This window comes from Dickeya dadantii NCPPB 898, assembly GCF_000406145.1.
Classification (GTDB): domain Bacteria; phylum Pseudomonadota; class Gammaproteobacteria; order Enterobacterales; family Enterobacteriaceae; genus Dickeya; species Dickeya dadantii.
Window position 1 is genome coordinate 1814961 of the sequence record NZ_CM001976.1, and the last position, 17000, is coordinate 1831960.

General features: G+C 54.8%; 10 protein-coding genes and 7 pseudogenes. 11 read left to right on the top strand and 6 right to left on the bottom strand.

What is annotated here, in order from left to right:
- Positions 1 to 13: 13 nt before the first annotated feature.
- A pseudogene (locus tag DDA898_RS23645) lies at positions 14 to 169 on the bottom strand (alpha/beta hydrolase); the annotation flags it as partial.
- Between the two features lie 90 nt (positions 170 to 259).
- Here DDA898_RS23645 and DDA898_RS08410 point away from each other — a divergent pair.
- The 4 genes from DDA898_RS08410 to DDA898_RS08425 all read left to right on the top strand — a co-directional run bounded on the left by DDA898_RS08410 (position 260) and on the right by DDA898_RS08425 (position 3538).
- Positions 260 to 835 carry a CGNR zinc finger domain-containing protein gene (locus DDA898_RS08410; protein WP_038910888.1) on the top strand — a complete coding sequence of 192 codons (576 nt, stop codon included), beginning with the start codon at positions 260 to 262 and terminating at the stop codon, positions 833 to 835.
- A gap of 381 nt (positions 836 to 1216) precedes the next feature.
- Complete coding sequence (locus DDA898_RS08415) at positions 1217 to 1783, top strand: TetR/AcrR family transcriptional regulator (RefSeq protein ID WP_038910889.1); 567 nt, start codon at positions 1217 to 1219, stop codon at positions 1781 to 1783.
- A 63-nt stretch (positions 1784 to 1846) separates the two neighbouring features.
- Entirely contained in the window at positions 1847 to 2323 is a 477-nt protein-coding gene (locus DDA898_RS08420; protein ID WP_038910890.1) for a nuclear transport factor 2 family protein, read from the top strand.
- A gap of 207 nt (positions 2324 to 2530) precedes the next feature.
- Positions 2531 to 3538 carry an alpha/beta hydrolase gene (locus tag DDA898_RS08425; RefSeq protein WP_038910891.1) on the top strand — a complete coding sequence of 336 codons (1008 nt, stop codon included), beginning with the start codon at positions 2531 to 2533 and terminating at the stop codon, positions 3536 to 3538.
- A gap of 216 nt (positions 3539 to 3754) precedes the next feature.
- Here DDA898_RS08425 and DDA898_RS22175 read toward each other — a convergent pair.
- Positions 3755 to 4479: pseudogene (locus DDA898_RS22175) on the bottom strand (type 1 glutamine amidotransferase).
- Between the two features lie 117 nt (positions 4480 to 4596).
- Between DDA898_RS22175 and DDA898_RS08435 the strand changes: the two are divergent.
- Positions 4597 to 5364: an AraC family transcriptional regulator gene (locus DDA898_RS08435; RefSeq protein WP_038912499.1), complete on the top strand. Its 768-nt coding sequence runs from the start codon at positions 4597 to 4599 to the stop codon at positions 5362 to 5364.
- Positions 5365 to 5533: 169 nt separating this feature from the next.
- Here the strand turns inward: DDA898_RS08435 and cynS are convergent, their stop codons facing one another.
- A complete protein-coding gene (cynS, locus tag DDA898_RS08440; protein WP_033577180.1) occupies positions 5534 to 6004 on the bottom strand; it encodes a cyanase in 471 nt (156 codons plus the stop codon).
- A gap of 27 nt (positions 6005 to 6031) precedes the next feature.
- Positions 6032 to 6385: pseudogene (locus DDA898_RS08445) on the bottom strand (carbonic anhydrase); the annotation flags it as partial.
- 59 nt (positions 6386 to 6444) lie between these two features.
- Here DDA898_RS08445 and DDA898_RS08450 point away from each other — a divergent pair.
- The 6 genes and pseudogenes from DDA898_RS08450 to DDA898_RS22195 form a co-directional block, all read left to right on the top strand.
- Positions 6445 to 6633, top strand: coding sequence for a VirB8/TrbF family protein (locus DDA898_RS08450; RefSeq protein WP_438830420.1), 189 nt, complete (start codon positions 6445 to 6447; stop codon positions 6631 to 6633).
- Positions 6634 to 6801: 168 nt separating this feature from the next.
- Positions 6802 to 7347, top strand: a pseudogene (locus DDA898_RS08455) (TraB/TrbI/VirB10 family type IV secretion system protein); the annotation flags it as partial.
- A gap of 129 nt (positions 7348 to 7476) precedes the next feature.
- A pseudogene (locus DDA898_RS22180) lies at positions 7477 to 7618 on the top strand (transposase); the annotation flags it as partial.
- A gap of 51 nt (positions 7619 to 7669) precedes the next feature.
- Positions 7670 to 13625 (top strand): annotated as a pseudogene (locus DDA898_RS23975) (amino acid adenylation domain-containing protein); the annotation flags it as partial.
- A 61-nt stretch (positions 13626 to 13686) separates the two neighbouring features.
- Positions 13687 to 15711, top strand: a complete 2025-nt coding sequence (locus DDA898_RS22190; RefSeq protein ID WP_071604519.1) for a thioesterase domain-containing protein — start codon at positions 13687 to 13689, stop codon at positions 15709 to 15711.
- Between the two features lie 140 nt (positions 15712 to 15851).
- Positions 15852 to 16088: pseudogene (locus tag DDA898_RS22195) on the top strand (TrbI/VirB10 family protein); the annotation flags it as partial.
- Between the two features lie 53 nt (positions 16089 to 16141).
- On the opposite strand, the gene DDA898_RS08465 reads toward DDA898_RS22195, so the two are convergent.
- The gene (locus DDA898_RS08465; protein ID WP_038910902.1) at positions 16142 to 16453 is read right to left on the bottom strand and encodes a type II toxin-antitoxin system RelE/ParE family toxin; all 312 of its coding nucleotides are present in this window, start codon (positions 16451 to 16453) and stop codon (positions 16142 to 16144) included.
- A complete protein-coding gene (locus tag DDA898_RS08470; RefSeq protein ID WP_038910903.1) occupies positions 16450 to 16734 on the bottom strand; it encodes a damage-inducible protein J in 285 nt (94 codons plus the stop codon). The genes DDA898_RS08465 and DDA898_RS08470 overlap by 4 nt, the downstream gene beginning before the upstream one ends.
- Positions 16735 to 17000: the final 266 nt, after the last annotated feature.

Sequence of the window (17000 nt, forward strand, 5' to 3'; positions counted from 1 at the left end):
AAATAAACCATTAGCCCGCAAAACCGTGCAGCATCAGCAGGACCGGCGATGCCGGATCGCCGGCCTCACGGTAAAAAACATTAACGTCGCCTGCCTGCTTATGGTGGTAATGCACCTGTGTGGCAGGTGTGTTATCTGCTGTTGATAACTCCGAATATGAAGACGTCATAGCACCCCTTGTAACCGTTAAAATGTGGAATTGAAGGTTACATGTTATTATGGTAACCTGTCAAAATGATTTTACAAGTTACGGTTGTGTATGGAATTTAAACATCTTGCATCTCAGCCTCTCTTTCTGGCCGATAACCTCGCGCTGGATTTCATCAACAGTGAATACGGGACAGGTGATGAGCGTCATGAGTGTTTTGACGACGATCTCTGCGTCCTGGAGTGGCTGGAAACGGCGGGTCTTTTACCGAAAAGCACGGAGGCCCCTCCCGGGTTACTGACTGAAGCCCGCCAATTCCGTGAGGCCGCCAGGGCAGTGGTGCATGCTGCTATGGAGTCCGTTGCAGCTGACCTGACTGTAGTTAACAGAATACTCAGGGACGGAAAGCCCGAGACGAGGCTGCAATGGGATGAAGGGACACAGCGATACCGTGTTGATGTTCGTTCAGGCACGCACAGCGCCGCCAGCCTTCTCTGGCCTGTTGCCGACGAGTTGGTGAAACTGATTACTGACGACAAATTTGAATATGTGCGTCAGTGCGAAGCCCATAACTGTATTCTGCTTTTTCACGATTTGAGTAAATCGCATCGCCGTCGGTGGTGCAGCATGGCGACCTGCGGTAATCGTATGAAAGTCGCGGCGTTCCGGAACAGGAAGAATTCGTAACGACGCCAGTTCCCTCCACACGGTTGCAACTCCGTGCAGCCCGCCACGTTTGCTTCAGTAGGAAAAGGGCAGACGGCGTCCGGATCCGGGTGCCACTTAAGCCCACCCGGTTTTCAGCCGTACAGACCGTATGATTTTTACAGATTTTTTTGACCTGCCCCTCCCGAATGCAGCCTCCATCCTTCACACTGAGAACGTACGGAACGCCCCGCCGGACATCGGGTTTTCGTTCCTGCACGCTACAGCGTTATACAATTTTTTTGCCCAGACAGCATTTTGTTATTGATTCTTAAAAATTTTATAAATGCATCCTGACGGTACGCAAAAAAGATTATCGACTAACACTTGACGGAGGTAGAACGATCATTCTACCATTATCTCATGAACAGAAACACGACAAACACGCGGGAGAAAATTCTCGCAACCGCAGAAGAACTCATCTACCAGAACGGTATTCATGCGACCGGCATGGACCTCCTGGTGAAGACTTCAGGTGTGGCACGGAAAAGTATTTATCACCATTTCGCGAACAAGGACGAGGTAGCCGCCGCGGCGCTGAATGCACGTGATGTGCGCTGGATGGAATGGTTCAGGACCGAATGTGACAAAGCGGATACGCCGCGGGATCGCATCCTGAATGTGTTCACCGTGCTTAAAGGCTGGTTCGAGTCGGAGGGATATCGCGGATGCGCGTTTATCAACACGGCAGGCGAAGTGGGGGATCCTTCTGATCCGGTTCGTCAGATAGCCAGCGTGCACAAACAGAAGCTGCTGGACTACGTGCTTGAGCTTACCGGCCAGCTGAATACAGCGCAGGCGTTACCTCTGGCCCGGCAGCTACTGATACTGATTGAAGGCGCCATCACTATGTCGCGCGTCATGGGCGATTACAGCGCCGCCGATGATGCAAGAGATGTCGCTCAGCTGTTACTGAAACAGATCCCATAGCAGGGGCTGAGTTCCAAAGAGAAAACACTAACTGAAGTATCCAATTATCCTGGAGGCACCACCATGTCCGATTCACAAATCCGTCCGCCACTGCCGCCGTTCACCCGCGAGTCAGCGCTTGAGAAAGTAAGACTTGCCGAAGATGGCTGGAACACCCGCGATGCCGATAAAGTGTCGCTCGCTTACTCTCTGGACACCAAATGGCGTAACCGCGCAGAGTTTGCAAATAATCGAGAAGAGGCCCGGGGTTTCCTCGAGCGCAAGTGGAAAAAAGAGCTGGAGTACCGTCTTATCAAGGAACTGTGGGCCTTTGACGGTGACCGCATTGCTGTCCGGTACGCTTACGAGTGGCGCGATGACTCCGGTAACTGGTTCCGTTCTTACGGGAACGAAAACTGGGAATTTGGTGAAGACGGGCTGATGCATCACCGCTACGCATGTATCAATGACATGCCGATTAAAGAAAGTGAGCGCAAGTTCCACTGGCCTCTGGGGCGCCGTCCTGACGATTATCCAAGCCTGTCTGACCTGGGTCTGTAATTCATTGAGTTACCCCGCGTAACGCCCGCGACTACTGTCCTGGTCGGGGCTTTACTCAGCCAGTTGATGAAAAAAGCAAGCTGGTTGAGGCGGAGAGCTCTTAAGTTTTCTCAGTGCATGGTTTTTAAGGATCAAGTACGAGCGATGTGCTTTATTCATTTAAATCGCGTGCTATTTAATAGTAAAATATGTTAATGAGGCCGTATTATGAATATTAAATCTATGTTTCTGACTGCCGCAATGGCGGCCGTCTCAGCCAACAGCTTTGCCGATGCTTCACAGCCAGAGCGTCACGTGCAGGAATTTCTCAGTGCCCTGAACGGCGCCGGGGGTAAGCCTATTGAACAGCTGTCTCCACGGGACGCACGACAGGTGCTGATCAACGCTCAGAAGGGTGCCAAACTGCCTGCTGCCGACGTCGCTGAAAAAACGATCAACGTTGAAGGCGGCTCCATCAAACTTCACATTGTGAAACCTAATAACGCACAGGGAATCTTGCCAGTTTTCATGTTCTTCCATGGCGGTGGCTGGATACTGGGCGACTTTGCGACACATGAACGACTCGTCCGTGATCTGGTCACCGAGTCCGGTGCAGCAGCCGTCTTTGTCGACTATACACCATCGCCGGAAGCGCATTTCCCGGTTGCGATTAATCAGGCCTATGCAGCAACCCGCTGGGTTGCCGAGCACGGTAGCGAGATTGGCGTTGACGGCAGTCGCCTGGCGCTGGTAGGTAACAGCGTCGGCGGTAACATGGTTGCTGCCGTAGCGCTCCAGGCCAAGCAACATAAAGCGCCGGCCATCCGCTATGAGGTCATGCTCTGGCCCGTGACTGACGCGAACTTCAATACTGGTTCTTATAACCAGTATGAGAACGGGTACTTCCTGTCGCGTAATATGATGAAGTGGTTCTGGGATGCATACACCACTAAAGAAGGCGATCGTAATAACATCCTGGCGTCGCCGCTGCGCGCAACGCCTGAACAACTGAAGGGACTGCCGCCCACTCTGATTCAGACTGCCGAACTTGACGTACTGCGCGACGAAGGCGAGGCTTTTGGCCGCAAGCTTGATGCCGCTGGCGTCAACGTGACGGTTACCCGCTACAACGGGTTAATTCATGATTTCGGTCTGCTGAACGCGCTGAGCGACGTGCCTGCCGTGCGGACCGCACTTGGTCAGGCCGCCTATGAACTGAAAGAACACCTGAAGTAACTGCCAGCTAGCCGGTCGGTTTCATCGACCGGTCGTTTTTGCCCTCTGTCCGTTGTCCGGGTTAGCGCGGAAATTTTTTGGAACCGGACTATTGAGTATTTACATACTTCCCCCCGTTAAGCGTGCGACCTGTTACTTATCGGGGGCTTTTTTCGACACAGTAATAACGACAAGGAGCCGATTGTACGGCATGCCGTTCCGCTGCAGGTAACGAAGTCATATACCTGTCTGGCGGTAGCGTGACTCGAGTTTGTCGAGAAAAGTGAATAATGCTCTGTTCATTTCGCTGTAGTCGTGGCTCCGTAATTCTTCCGGTGTCTGAACGAATCGATATTCTGCGGCCCGACGTAAATCCCTGTCGGAATGCGCGATCAGCAATTCGACAAGGGACGGTGTAAGTTCCATATGGCACTGAAACCCGTAGACCAGCTCAGAATAAGCAACTATCTGTCGTGGGCAACCTTCGCTGTAGGCGACGATCTCCGCCGCGGGCGTAAGTCCCGGCATGTCGTTATGCCAGTGCCCGACATCGAGCTTATTACCGAAGTGAGAAAACAGCGGGTTCCGTTCGCTTTCTGCGGTCATAAAAACTGGAAACTTGCCGATCTCTTTTTCCGGGCTGTGCGCGAAGCGTGCGCCCAGGGCTTCCCCGATCAGCTGGGCACCAAGGCAGACGCCGATGACGGCTTTCCCCAGATGTACTACAGAGGCAATAAGTGCCTGTTCAGCTCTTGAGTCAAAATGTGCACATTCATCAGGCGTGACGGACGGATCCTGCGGCCCCCCATGACTACCAGCAGATCGATATTCCGTGCATCTTCAGGAAGTTTCTGACCCGCATAAACGCGAGAGAAGGTTACCTCATGGCCACGAATCATGGCCCAGGTTTCAAACACGCCGGGTGCTTCAAAGTGTTCATGCACAATAAAATGTACTCGCATAGGCTTATATCCTTCAGAATCTTGATAAGTAATTAAGTCAGGCGCATATCACCCCCTGCGAAATACCGGTCGGGTAACGCCAGTCGGGACATGATAGATGTGAGGTTTGATTTTGAAATGTCAGTAAGCATCGATAAAACGCCAAGGCACGATGACTCAACAGGCTGGTCGGCGACCGCTATTTCCTACCGGCGTGGGGAAGAAGATCCCCCTCATTATCACCTGGAAGGGCAACTTTTATACGCTAGCAGCGGCGTTCTGCTGGTTGAGGCCGCGGGCAGGCGATGGGTTATTCCCCCTCAACGGGCGCTCTGGCTGCCGCCGTTGATGGAACACTCATACAGACTTCTGTCGCGTACGGAGCTACGTGCAGTTTACTTCAGCGGTAGCCTGATTTCTGAGTGCGCACATTTCGCAAAGAATGACCGGGTACATGTGATCGACGTGGTTCCGCTGGTAAAGGAATTAATAGCTGGCCTGTTTATAAATGATTACCACACGCTGACGAAGCGAAAAATGGCGCTTTTACTTCTGGAAATTATCGGTGAGGCACCATCCGTACCCGCAGAACTACCGATGCCGCAGGATGACCGATTATTCCGTGCTATAGGAGAGCTGATGTCCAGCCATCGCTGGGAAACCTCGTTAACCGATATGGCTGACATAGCAAACATGTCGGAAAGGTCTTTCTCCCGCCTGTTTTCACGTGATACGGGGTTCAGCTTCCGGACATGGAAGCAGCGCGCAAGAATATACGCATCACTGGATCTTCTTTCTGAAAACGTACCTGTAAAACAGATTGCCTGGCAGCTTGGTTTTTCATCACCGGCCGCATTTTCCGCTGCGTTTCGTGCAGTTATGGGCCTGACTCCCGGTGAGTTTTGACGGAGGTTCAGTTGGGGGGACGGTGACAAATCGGGTATTGACGCTATCCGGCACAGTGTCGATGCTGACGCCGCGACTATCAGGTGTTAAACGAAAAGAGACGGAACACACCGCGACTGAAAACGTAGGCGGCCCGGCTTTTCAGTCGCCGGGCTGAATTCTGAGAGGATCAGAAAGGTTTGGTCGGCAGGTACTTGCCGTCCAGGGTGATCACCGCACGATGGCCACCATCCGGATCATCAACTTTCTTGATATCCAGTTTGAAGTTAATGGCGCTGATAATGCCGTCGCCAAATTTCTCATGAACCAGAGCCTTAAGAGTAGGCCCGTAAACTGACATCATCTCGTAGAAACGGTAGATTGTCGGATCGGTCGGGATGCCATCGGTAAAGCTGCCGCGGACGGGTACTGACTGCAACAGTTTAACGTCATCAGCATTCAGATCGAGCTTCTTGCCGACAACGACTGCTGCGTCGGCAGGCAACGGATGCTGACCAAGCAGGGCTGCAGTAACGAAGGCTTCTGACAAACCTGTGCCGTCAACGATTTCGGAGAAGGAGAGTTCCTTGCGTGCCTTAGCCAGAATAATGGTTTCGGTGAGTGCCTGACGTGCGGCCTGAGTGACTTGAATCTGGATCATGGTCTTTTCTCCTGGTAAGTAAGGGGTTCAGGCAACATGCCTGGCTTGCGAGGAAACGGCGTTAACTTCTGGATTTTCAGCAAGGGACACGAAGGCGCGGGTTGTGCCATCAAAAGTATCAATGCAACCACTCCCAATGTCATAGAGCCAGCCGTGCAGAGTTACCCGGCCTTCTTCAAGCGCCAGGCGAACGGATGGGTGAGTCTGGATGTTAGCCAACTGAGCGATGACGTTTTCGCGCACCATAGCCGCGACTTTGGTTGGCTGATCCGGATGAGGTCGGGATTCGTTCACGACTCTGGCCGAGTCAGCATATAGCAGCCAGTTGGCAACGGCGGGCATATGATCCAGACACTTGCAGGTGGCGATGGCCGTCATTGAACGAGTCCGTCACGGTGCAGATTGCCAGTGTGGTGCGCTCCAGCGATCGATCGTTTGAAGTGCGCTGGAGCGAACAACACTTTGCCCAAGGCACTCCGTCGGAGACCGAACGCTGGACTGCCATGCTGACCGTTGTGCAGCACACGCCGCGTACCGAGCAGCAGTTACGGCTGAATCCGTTGGGCGTCTATATCAACGGCCTGTCGTGGAGCCGGGAACTGGCGATGCCGGAAGGCGGTCAGCCATGAGAACGTGGTGGTATTACGGTCCTGTCTGTTACCTGATACTGGCACTGATCGGGTGTCGTGGTATGGGAAACCGGCCACCGGTTGTCGATCTGGACGAGCCGGCTCCGACAGCCTCGGTTCCGATGCCTCCGGCCTCCATAGTGGTGGGGAAGGGGGAGAACGGAGCGCCTTCGTTCCGACCTGCCGGGGCCGGTGATCGCCACCGTCACCGAACCGGTCTACGACACGGCGACCGGGCATTATCTGCTGATCCCGCAAGGCTCGCGCTTACTGGGTAAATACAATAGCCAGGTCAGCTATGGGCAAAGCCGGGTTCAGGTGGTCTGGAACCGCATTATCCTGCCGGATACGTCGTCGCTGACGCTGGATAATCTGGCCGGTGCCGACCCGGCCGGTTACGTCGGGCTGGAAGATCAGGTGGACTGGCATTGGGATCGTGTGATTGCCGGCGCGGCAATGACCACACTACTGGGGGTGGGTGCTGAACTGGCTGCCCCGGAGAACCGACAGCATGGCGATCGCATTATTCTTGCCGGACGTGACAGTTTGCAGGATTCGGTCAGTCAGGCGGGACAAGAACTTACCCGGCGTAACCTCGATATTCAGCCGACACTGACCGAACGGCCAGGCCTGCCGGTTCGTATCATCGTCAACCGGGATTTGGTGTTAAGGCCGTATCAACCGCTGTTTTTTAATCAGGGGAGTGCGAACTGAAGGGGGAATGGACGGTGGGGAAAGAGAGGCCCGATACTGGGGAGGCAATTCGGAATATTACTCATTCCCTGTATTCAGTGCCGACGTAGAGTAGAGTTTTCGGCCTCTCTCATCGTAAAAAAAGAAGTCATCCGGCAGAGAAAGACGCGTTATACCGAAGAGCAAATTGTGTTTGCCCTGAAGCTGGCCGAAACCGGTACGCGGGTGGAGGAAGTCTGCAGAAAGATGGGGGGTTTCTGAAGCCACATTTTACAACTCCAGGAGTCCATACATGCGATACGACACCATCCCTGCACAAGCGATACGCCATGACAGCTCCCGGATGGATGGAGAGCAATGGCCACTCAGCTCTCCTCAGCAGGTCATATGGTTGGAGCAAATACTTCACCCAGACTCCAGTCACTATAATCTGGGCCTGCTCTATCGTATTGAGGGCAGGCTTGATCAGGCACTGTTCGTCCAGGCGGTAGAAATTTCTGTGGAGCGCCACGATGCGCTGCGCCTGCAACTTAAAGAGATCAATGAGCCCATTCAGGTACTCTGTAACAGCGCGCCTATCCCGACTCGTATCCACGACCTGTCTGGTTGCACAGACCCGGAAGCTGAGCTGGATAAACACGTCAACGCCCTGGTTAGGCAGGCGTTTGACTTAACAGGGCAACTCTGGCGTTCTGACTTGCTGCGGATTAGCGAGTCGTGCTGGTATTGGCATTGTTGCTGTCATCATTTGATTCTGGATGGTCGTAATATCATCCTGATTATGAGAGAGGTTGCGGATACGTATACCCGCTTGATCAATAAAGTGGGTATGGCGGAACGAGCGCCATCCTACCTCGATTTTATTACAGAGGATCTCGCCTATTTCCATTCAGCGGGCTATAGCCAGGACCGGGATTTCTGGTTGGAGCGTTATGCAACGCTGCCCCCAATACTCATTCCTGCAAATAGTACTCACATGAGTCATGAGGTGTCCGAGTCACCGCTACGTTGGCAGCTTGAGGCACCGCTATTAAAAACCATCGAGGCAATGCTTAATGAACACCGCCTATCGCTGTTGCACTTTATGTATGCGTTGTTGGCATGCTACTTCACGCGAACGACGGGTGAGCGGGACATCGTCATTGGTATTCCGGTGCATAACCGTCGTAACGCCAGGCAAAAAAATACGATAGGGATGTTCGCATCCGTCATTCCTGTGAGGATTTGCATAGCGGATCAGGATACATTCCTGGATGTGATGCATAAATGTGCAAGCGAACTGCGAAAGTGTCATAAACATCAACGCTTTCCTATATCGGAAATCAATCGTCACACTAGAGTCCAGCAAAAGACTGGACGTTCTCAGCTATTTGATATTTTGCTATCGCTGGAGTTGTTCGAAACGAATGCGTCAATGGAGTACTGTAGTATTAGCCTGGTCGGGGTGCATCGCGGCACTTCCAATCCGCTTGCCATCAGTATTCAACAATACAAGTACTCCCAAGATGATGACAATACGCCTGTTACCATTGAGTTCAGTTGTGCACCAGGCCATTTGAGCAAGATGGAGGTCGAGGCGCTACAGCGACGGCTGAGCGTGTTATTAGGGGCAGCGCTTCGTGGTCCAGATACGCTGATTAACCACTTATCGATGTTATCTGACGCCGAGCGTCGGCAATTACTGGCCGACTTCAATGCGACGCAGGCGGCGTTCCCGCAAGAGACGCTGCTCCACCAGCTGTTCGAAGGGCAGGTCGGGCAGACGCCGGACGCCACCGCGGTGGTCTTTGACGGGCAGTCGCTGAGCTATGCTGAACTGAATGCCCGCGCCAATCGCGTTGCACACAGCCTGATTAGCCTGGGCGTGCAGCCGGACGAACGGGTGGCAGTCTGTGCAGAGCGCAGCCTGGAGATGGTGGTGGGTATCCTGGCGATCCTCAAGGCCGGTGGCGCGTATGTGCCGCTGGATCCGGCATACCCTTCAGCGCGTCTGGCGTATATGCTCGCGGATGCACAGCCGGTGGCGCTTCTCACGCAAAGGGCGTTGCAGGCAAACCTGGGTTCAGACCTGCCGACACTGCTGCTCGATGCCGACATGGGCAGCACAGACAGCGACAACCCGGTTGTTCCGGGCCTGAGTGCCAGGCACCTTGCCTATGTGATCTACACCTCCGGATCGACCGGGCAGCCCAAAGGGGTGGCGATGCAGGCTGCGGCACTCCTGAACTTATTATATTGGCATCGACAAGAACCGTCATCGATCACGATGGCAGACAAAACATTACAGTTTGCAGCACTGGGGTTTGACGTTGCCTTTCAGGAAATATTCGCAACATTAAGCCAGGGGGGATCGCTGGTCTTGATCCGTGAAGAGACGCGACGGAACCCTTTGGCAATACTGCATTTAATTGAGAAAGAACACATCACACGGATATTTTTGCCTTACATTGCATTACAGCAACTGGCAGAAACCACTAATCTGCAGACCATTAATTTAAAATGTTTAAAACACATTGTTACTGCCGGTGAGCAGTTACACATTACCCCCGCTATACGCAAGCTATTACAAGCTAACCCGCATTGCCAATTACATAACCATTATGGCCCGAGCGAAACACATGTCGTTACGAGCTATATTCTGAATTCACCCAGTGAGTTAAACATCAGTTTTCCGCCCATTGGCCGACCGATCGCCAACACCCGGATCTACATCCTCGACCCGCATGGCCAGCCGGTTCCGGTGGGTGTCAGGGGGGAAATCCACATCGCCGGCGCCGGCGTTGCCCGGGGCTATCTGAACCGCCCGGAACTCACCGCTGCGCGCTTCCTGGCGGATCCGTTCGCAGGCCAGCCCGGTGCGCGGATGTACCGAACCGGGGATCTGGGACGCTGGCTGCCGGATGGCACGATCGAATACCTGGGCCGTAATGACTGCCAGGTCAAAATCCGGGGCTTCCGTATCGAACCCGGAGAGATCGAAGCGTGTCTGGTACAGTGCGCCGGCGTGCGCGAAGCGGTGGTGATTGCACGCGAAGACAGCCCGGGTGACAGGCGTCTGGTGGCCTATCTGGTCGCGGAAGCCGGTATCCTTCCCGAACCCGCCGGGCTGCGTCAGGCGCTGGCGCAGCAACTGGCGGACTATATGCTGCCGTCGGCGTATGTGCGGCTGGATGCGCTGCCGCTGACGCCCAACGGCAAGCTCGATCGCCACGCCTTGCCCGCGCCGGATCAGGGCGCGGTGGTCAGCCGGGGCTATGAGGCGCCGGCAGGCGAGATTGAAACGGCGCTGGCGCAAATCTGGCAGGATGTGCTGGGGGTGGCGCGCGTCGGACGGCACGATCACTTCTTCGAACTCGGCGGGCATTCGCTGCTGACTGTCACAGCTGATTGAACGGTTGCGCCGTCTGGAGATGAAACTGGATGTGCGTAGTGTCTTTAGTACGCCTACCCTCAGTGATATGGCACGGGCGATTGGCCAGCCGCAAGGGAATACGGGCGCCTTTGTGGCGCCACCGAACCTGATTCCCGATGGGTGTACGGCAATCACCCCAGAAATGCTGCCGTTAGTCGCGCTCTCCCAGGCGGAGATCGAGACTATCGTTGCGGCCATTCCGGGGGGCGCGGCCAACGTTCAGGACATTTATCCGCTCGCGCCACTGCAGGAGGGGATATTGTTTCATCACCTGCTACAGCAACAGGGTGATAACTATTTGTTGCGCAGCATCCTGGCCTTTGATTCACGCTCGCGTCTGGATGCCTTCCTCAGTGCCTTGCAGCAGGTGATCGATCGTCACGATATTCTGCGCAGCAGTCTGTGTTGGCACCACCTGCCCCAGCCGGTGCAGGTGGTATGGCGCCAGGCCAGCTTGCCTGTGGCCGAACTTCCGCTTGTGAGCGAAGAAGACGCACTGACGCAACTGCAGGCGTACTCGGATCCGCGTACACGCCGCCTTGATCTGGGCCGCGCGCCGCTGTTCTTTAGCGATATCGCCTACGACGCCAGGCAGGACGAATGGTTGCTGGCGCTGGGATTCCACCACATTGTGACTGATCATATGAGCCTGGAATTGATCGTCGCGGAGATTGGCGAGATTCAGCAGGGGAGGGGAGCGGGCTTGGCACCCTGCTTCCCCTACCGCCACTTTGTTGCACAAAGCCGCAGTGTGCCAGCGGCAGTCCATGAGGAGTACTTCCGCAGTCAGTTGCAGGAGGTTGAAGAGCCCACTGCACCCTTTGGCATTCTTGAGCCGACACAGGATAACGCGGAGATTGCCGAAGCCCGGCTGATGCTGGATAGCGACCTGGCCATGGCCATTCGTCAGCAGGCACGACAACTGGGTATCAGCCCTGGCGTGTTGTTCCATGTTGCCTGGGCGCAGGTACTGGCGCAAACCAGCGGATGTGACGATGTGGTCTTTGGTACCGTGCTACTCGGCCGTTTGCAAGGGGGGGCCAATGCTGGACAGACGCTGGGCATGTTTATCAATACGTTGCCGCTGCGTCTGACGCTGGCACAGCAAGGTGTGCTGGAGGTGGTGCATGGCGCCTACCGTCAGTTGATGGTGCTGCTTGAACATGAGCAGGCACCATTGTCGCTGGCACAACGCTGTAGCGGTGTTGCGCCGTTACTGCCACTATTTGGTAGCCTGCTTAATTACCGCCATAGTCGTGCAGCAGAGACTCTACAGGCATGGGAGGGGATGCGAATGCAGTATTTTGAGGAGCGCACCCACTATCCGTTTGCCCTGTTTGTCGACGATCTGGGCCAGGACTTTAGTCTGACGGCACAGTGTGTATCGGCTATCGACCCGGCACGGCTCAATGCGTATATGCTGACGGCGATGACAGGACTGCTGCAGGCCTTGGCATCGGATCCGCGACAGCAAATTCTGAGCATACCGATTCTGCCTGACGCCGAGCGTCGGCACTTACTGGCCGGCTTCAATGCGACGCAGGCGGCGTTCCCGCAAGAGACGCTGCTCCACCAACTGTTCGAAGGGCAGGTCGGGCAGACGCCGGACGCCACCGCGGTGGTCTTTGACGGGCAGTCGCTGAGCTATGCTGAACTGAATGCCCGCGCCAATCGCGTTGCACACAGCCTGATTAGCCTGGGCGTGCAGCCGGACGAACGGGTGGCAGTCTGTGCAGAGCGCAGCCTGGAGATGGTGGTGGGTATCCTGGCGATCCTCAAGGCCGGTGGCGCGTATGTGCCGCTGGATCCGGCATACCCTTCGGCGCGTCTGGCGTATATGCTCGCGGATGCACAGCCGGTGGCGCTTCTCACGCAAAGGGCGTTGCAGGCAAACCTGGGTTCAGGCCTGCCGACACTGCTGCTCGATGCCGACATGGGCAGCACAGACAGCGACAACCCGGTTGTTCCGGGCCTGAGTGCCAGGCACCTTGCCTATGTGATCTACACCTCCGGATCGACCGGACAGCCGAAGGGGGTGATGGTTGAGCATGCTTCGGTCGTTAATTTCTTGTCCTCAATGACAACGCAGCCCGGCTTGAGTGCTAATGACAAGTTGTTGGCATTGACGACCTTAAGCTTCGATATTGCTGGACTAGAGCTCTATTTGCCGTTGATCAGGGGGGCTCAATGTCTTCTTGTTTCGCATGAAACGAGCAAGCAGGCTGATAAGTTGTGTGGGATGATCGAGCGCCTCAGGCCTAGTGTGATACAAGCCACTCCATCCACCTGGTCCATGCTTTTGCAGCAGGACTGGATTCCAGGAGCAGGACTTAAAGTGTTGTGTGGTGGTGAAGCAATGAGCAGCACGCTCAGGCAACAGTTAATAGCGAGTGCTGCAGAAGTCTGGAACCTTTATGGACCGACTGAAACCACAATATGGTCGCTCACATCACGGGTTCTTTCTATGGAGGGAACCTTGTCAATTGGCCGTCCGATCGCCAACACCCGGATCTACATCCTCGACCCGCATGGTCAGCCGGTTCCGGTGGGTGTCAGGGGGGAAATCCACATCGCCGGCGCCGGCGTTGCCCGGGGCTATCTGAACCGCCCGGAACTCACCGCTGCGCGTTTCCTGGCGGATCCGTTCGCAGGCCAGCCCGGTGCGCGGATGTACCGAACCGGGGACCTGGGACGCTGGCTGCCGGATGGCACGATCGAATACCTGGGTCGTAATGACTGCCAGGTCAAAATCCGGGGCTTCCGTATCGAACCCGGAGAGATCGAAGCGTGTCTGGTGCAGTGCGACGGCGTGCGCGAAGCGGTGGTGATTGCACGCGAAGACAGCCCGGGTGACAGGCGTCTGGTGGCCTACCTGGTCGCGGAAGCCGGTATTCCTCCCCGAACCCGCCGGGCTGCGTCAGGCACTGGCGCAGCAGCTGGCGGACTATATGCTGCCGTCGGCCTTTGTGCGGCTGGATGCGCTGCCGCTGACGCCCAACGGCAAGCTCGATCGCAAGGCCTTACCGGCCCCGGATCAGAGCGCGGTGGTCAGCCGGGGCTATGAGGCGCCGGCAGGCGAGATTGAAACGGCGCTGGCGCAAATCTGGCAGGATGTGCTGGGTGTGGCGCGTGTTGGACGGCACGATCACTTCTTCGAGCTCGGCGGGCATTCTCTACTTGCCGTGCGCCTATTGAACCGTATGCGAGAGGAGGGCCTCGATCTTCCATTAGCCTCTTTATTCACCACCCCAATACTGTGTGATTTGGCCATGGTTATCGGTCCGCCTTCTTTTACCCAGTCAAGTTCTCCCTTTGATGCTAATCCGGTACCATTAAGACCAGAAGGCAGTTTACGGCCTTTATTCTTGGTACACGAGACCTCTGGTGATCCACTGGTTTATTCGCCGCTGGCAGCCTTACTTCCATCTGAATTACCCGTCTACGTATTACAGGCTATAGGTATTCAGAATGTAGCTACTGTACCCGAATCGATTGAGGCACTTGCAGCCTGCCATATCCAGGCCATTCGTCGAGTCCAGCCTCAAGGACCTTACCGCTTTGCTGGATGGTCAATGGGAGGTGTCGTCGCCTACGAGATAACTGTACAACTGCTTCAGAGTGGTGAGCGTGTCGAGTTCCTCGGTATGATCGATTCCTGTAACCACAAAGGACTGGATACAAACCATCTTCAATCGTGTGATGCTCAACAGGTCTCTCGTGAAATGTTCATTAAAGCGTTGGTTGAAAACTTTGATGTCAGCGTCGAGCAAGTGACAGGGTTGTGTCAGATCGCGGATCTCGATCAATTGGTGGATCGTTGTATTGAGCTTTCCTATCTCCCTGCAGATATTTCACGTGAGGATGTTTTAGTGCGTATCAATACCATTGAAACCCTGACACGCCTGTTACAGCGTTATACACCATCAGCATCACAGGTTCCTATCTACCTTTATACAGCGGAAGAGGCATTGAGTGACGATGTTTGGAGGGGTTGGCGTGATCTTGTGGATAGTCATTCTCAGCTTCGCTCTATAGGAGGAACCCATGGATCAATCATGCGCCAGCCCTTACTAAGTCAATTGGCTGATGCCATAAGAGAAGATTTGCTGCCGAAGCATGGCTATAATCCGTGCGTTATCATTCAGCGTGGCTCACCATCTCGCCTTCCACTGTTTTGTATCCCAGGTGCCGGGGCTAGTGCTTTCAGCCTGCTGGAACTGGCTTTGTCGTTGCCAGCGTCGTTGCCGGTCCATGCCCTGGAGGCGCCAGGTCTGGCTGATGCGCGGATAGCACCGTATAACAGTGTTGAAAGCTATGCGCGAGCTTATACGCAAAAGATCCGTCAGACGCAGGCTCACGGACCTTATCATCTCCTCGGCCATTCCTTTGGGGGCTGGATCGCCTTTGAAATCGCTCTTCAACTGCAAGAACATGGGGAAAGCGTTGCTAATTTGATGCTAATTGATAGCGAAGCCCCTGACCCTCAGGGGAGGCCGTCCAAGTCTGTCGACCGTGTTGAGACGCTGATGAAGTTGATTGAGATTTATAATATGACGCTCGATCAACCGCTTGGGCTTGTTCGAGAGGATTTTAAGGGCCGAGATGCAGATGCGCAGCTGCAGTTTTTGTTTGCGGTGCTGAAAGGAGCCGGGCTTTTCCCTGAAAATGCCCAAATCACACTGTTGCAAGGTATCGTCCAAGTGATGCAGGCTAATTTGAATAGCAGTTACACCCCGAGAGCGCGCTTTCATGGTCAGGTTCATCTGGTCAGTGCTATGGACAGTGACAGGAGGGAGCGACAAGGCATGGAGTCGGGCTGGAGGAAGCATGTCGAAGAACTGGGGACGCTGGTGGTACCGGGTAACCATATGACGATGCTATTGAGGCCTAATATAGAGTCGCTGGCAGGTTATTTGTGGCTGCGGCTGGACACAGCCAGTAACTCGGGGATCGTAGGGAAAAGTTATAAATAGGCTATTGCCCGATTCAGGTGACCTTAACAGGCGAGCCATAATTTTGTCCTTTTATAGTCCAGTCGCTGTCAGACTTGTGTCTTTAACTGGCTGTATTTAAAGACGCTGTCCTGCTGCTGTCCCATCAAATATGCTGGGGGGGAGTTGAACTCGCTGCCCCGGGGAACCGGCAACATGGCGATCGTATTATCCTTGCCGGACGTGACAGCTTGCAGGATTCGGTCAGTCAGACGGGACAAGAGCTCACCCGGCGTAACCTCGATATTCAGCCGACACTGACCGAACGGCCAGGTCTGCCGGTTCGTATCATCGTCAATCGGGATTTGGTGTTAAGGCCGTATCAGCCGCTGTTTTTTAATCAGGGGAGTGCGAACTGAATGGGGAATGGACAAGAAGGAACGGAGCAGGGGGGCCTGAATCCTAGGGGTGTTTATCTGGAACGGTAGCGTGCCGACACATCCCGGGCGGTATGCAATAGTCGCAAGATATGTACGTCGCCGCTGTGGCGTTTCAGCGCATAGACCAAAATAAACGGGAGCCGGGTCAGCACCAGTTTACGTCGTTCTCCCGACTTCCCTATGCTGACGCCCGCTTCCGGGGTGGTTTCCAGCAGCGCCACTGCGGCGGCGAATTTGTCATCGGTGGCATTGGCGACCTCCAGTCCCGCGTTCTGGTACAGGTAACGGTAAATGTCTTCGCGGTCAGCGATAGCTTGCCTTTCCCAACGAACGGTTGCCGTCACAGTTCCCCCCGGGCGGCTTGCGCTTTCAGCGCCGCCATACGTTGACTGGCCTCGTCATTGCTGATGAACTGGGCCTCACCGGCATCGTAACGGGCGAAGGCTTCCTGAATTTTTGCTTCCAGCCATTCATCACCGGTATGGCGCTGATACTGTCGCTCTTCCTCGGCCAGTTCTTCCGCACGCTGGCGCATCAGTTCGGTAAGACTGACCTGCTGACGCTCAGCAGCCTTCATGGCCAGACGTTTGGTTTCCTCGTCAATTCTGAAGTGTATTGTCCCCATAACCGCCTCCGATAGATTGTATGTGTTGTCACTTGTGGTGTCATTTTATCCAATCTCGTCAGTTTTTGCTGCTTTTTTGAAGGGAGAACCGCCTTTACTGGTGCCGTAAAAAGCTTGTCGAATTCTAAGGATCACAGTGGCGGTTTTGTTGTAGAGGCTAAATAGCTGCGGCTAATACCGCTACACCTACCGTTTACTGACATGTGGCATGTTGCGTAAGGGCAACACATCCGAGGCCTTATGTAGAACAGCCAGACAGAGAAAAC

Bases quoted from the DNA above. Each gene is read 5' to 3' on its own strand.
- DDA898_RS08415 (WP_038910889.1), top strand. From the start codon at position 1,217: ATGAACAGAAACACGACAAACACGCGGGAGAAAATTCTCGCAACCGCA.
- DDA898_RS08410 (WP_038910888.1), top strand. From the start codon at position 260: ATGGAATTTAAACATCTTGCATCTCAGCCTCTCTTTCTGGCCGATAAC.
- DDA898_RS22190 (WP_071604519.1), top strand. From the start codon at position 13,687: ATGCTGCCGTCGGCCTTTGTGCGGCTGGATGCGCTGCCGCTGACGCCC.
- cynS (WP_033577180.1), bottom strand. From the start codon at position 6,004: ATGATCCAGATTCAAGTCACTCAGGCCGCACGTCAGGCACTCACCGAA.
- DDA898_RS08420 (WP_038910890.1), top strand. From the start codon at position 1,847: ATGTCCGATTCACAAATCCGTCCGCCACTGCCGCCGTTCACCCGCGAG.
- DDA898_RS08425 (WP_038910891.1), top strand. From the start codon at position 2,531: ATGAATATTAAATCTATGTTTCTGACTGCCGCAATGGCGGCCGTCTCA.
- DDA898_RS08470 (WP_038910903.1), bottom strand. From the start codon at position 16,734: ATGGGGACAATACACTTCAGAATTGACGAGGAAACCAAACGTCTGGCC.
- DDA898_RS08435 (WP_038912499.1), top strand. From the start codon at position 4,597: ATGTCAGTAAGCATCGATAAAACGCCAAGGCACGATGACTCAACAGGC.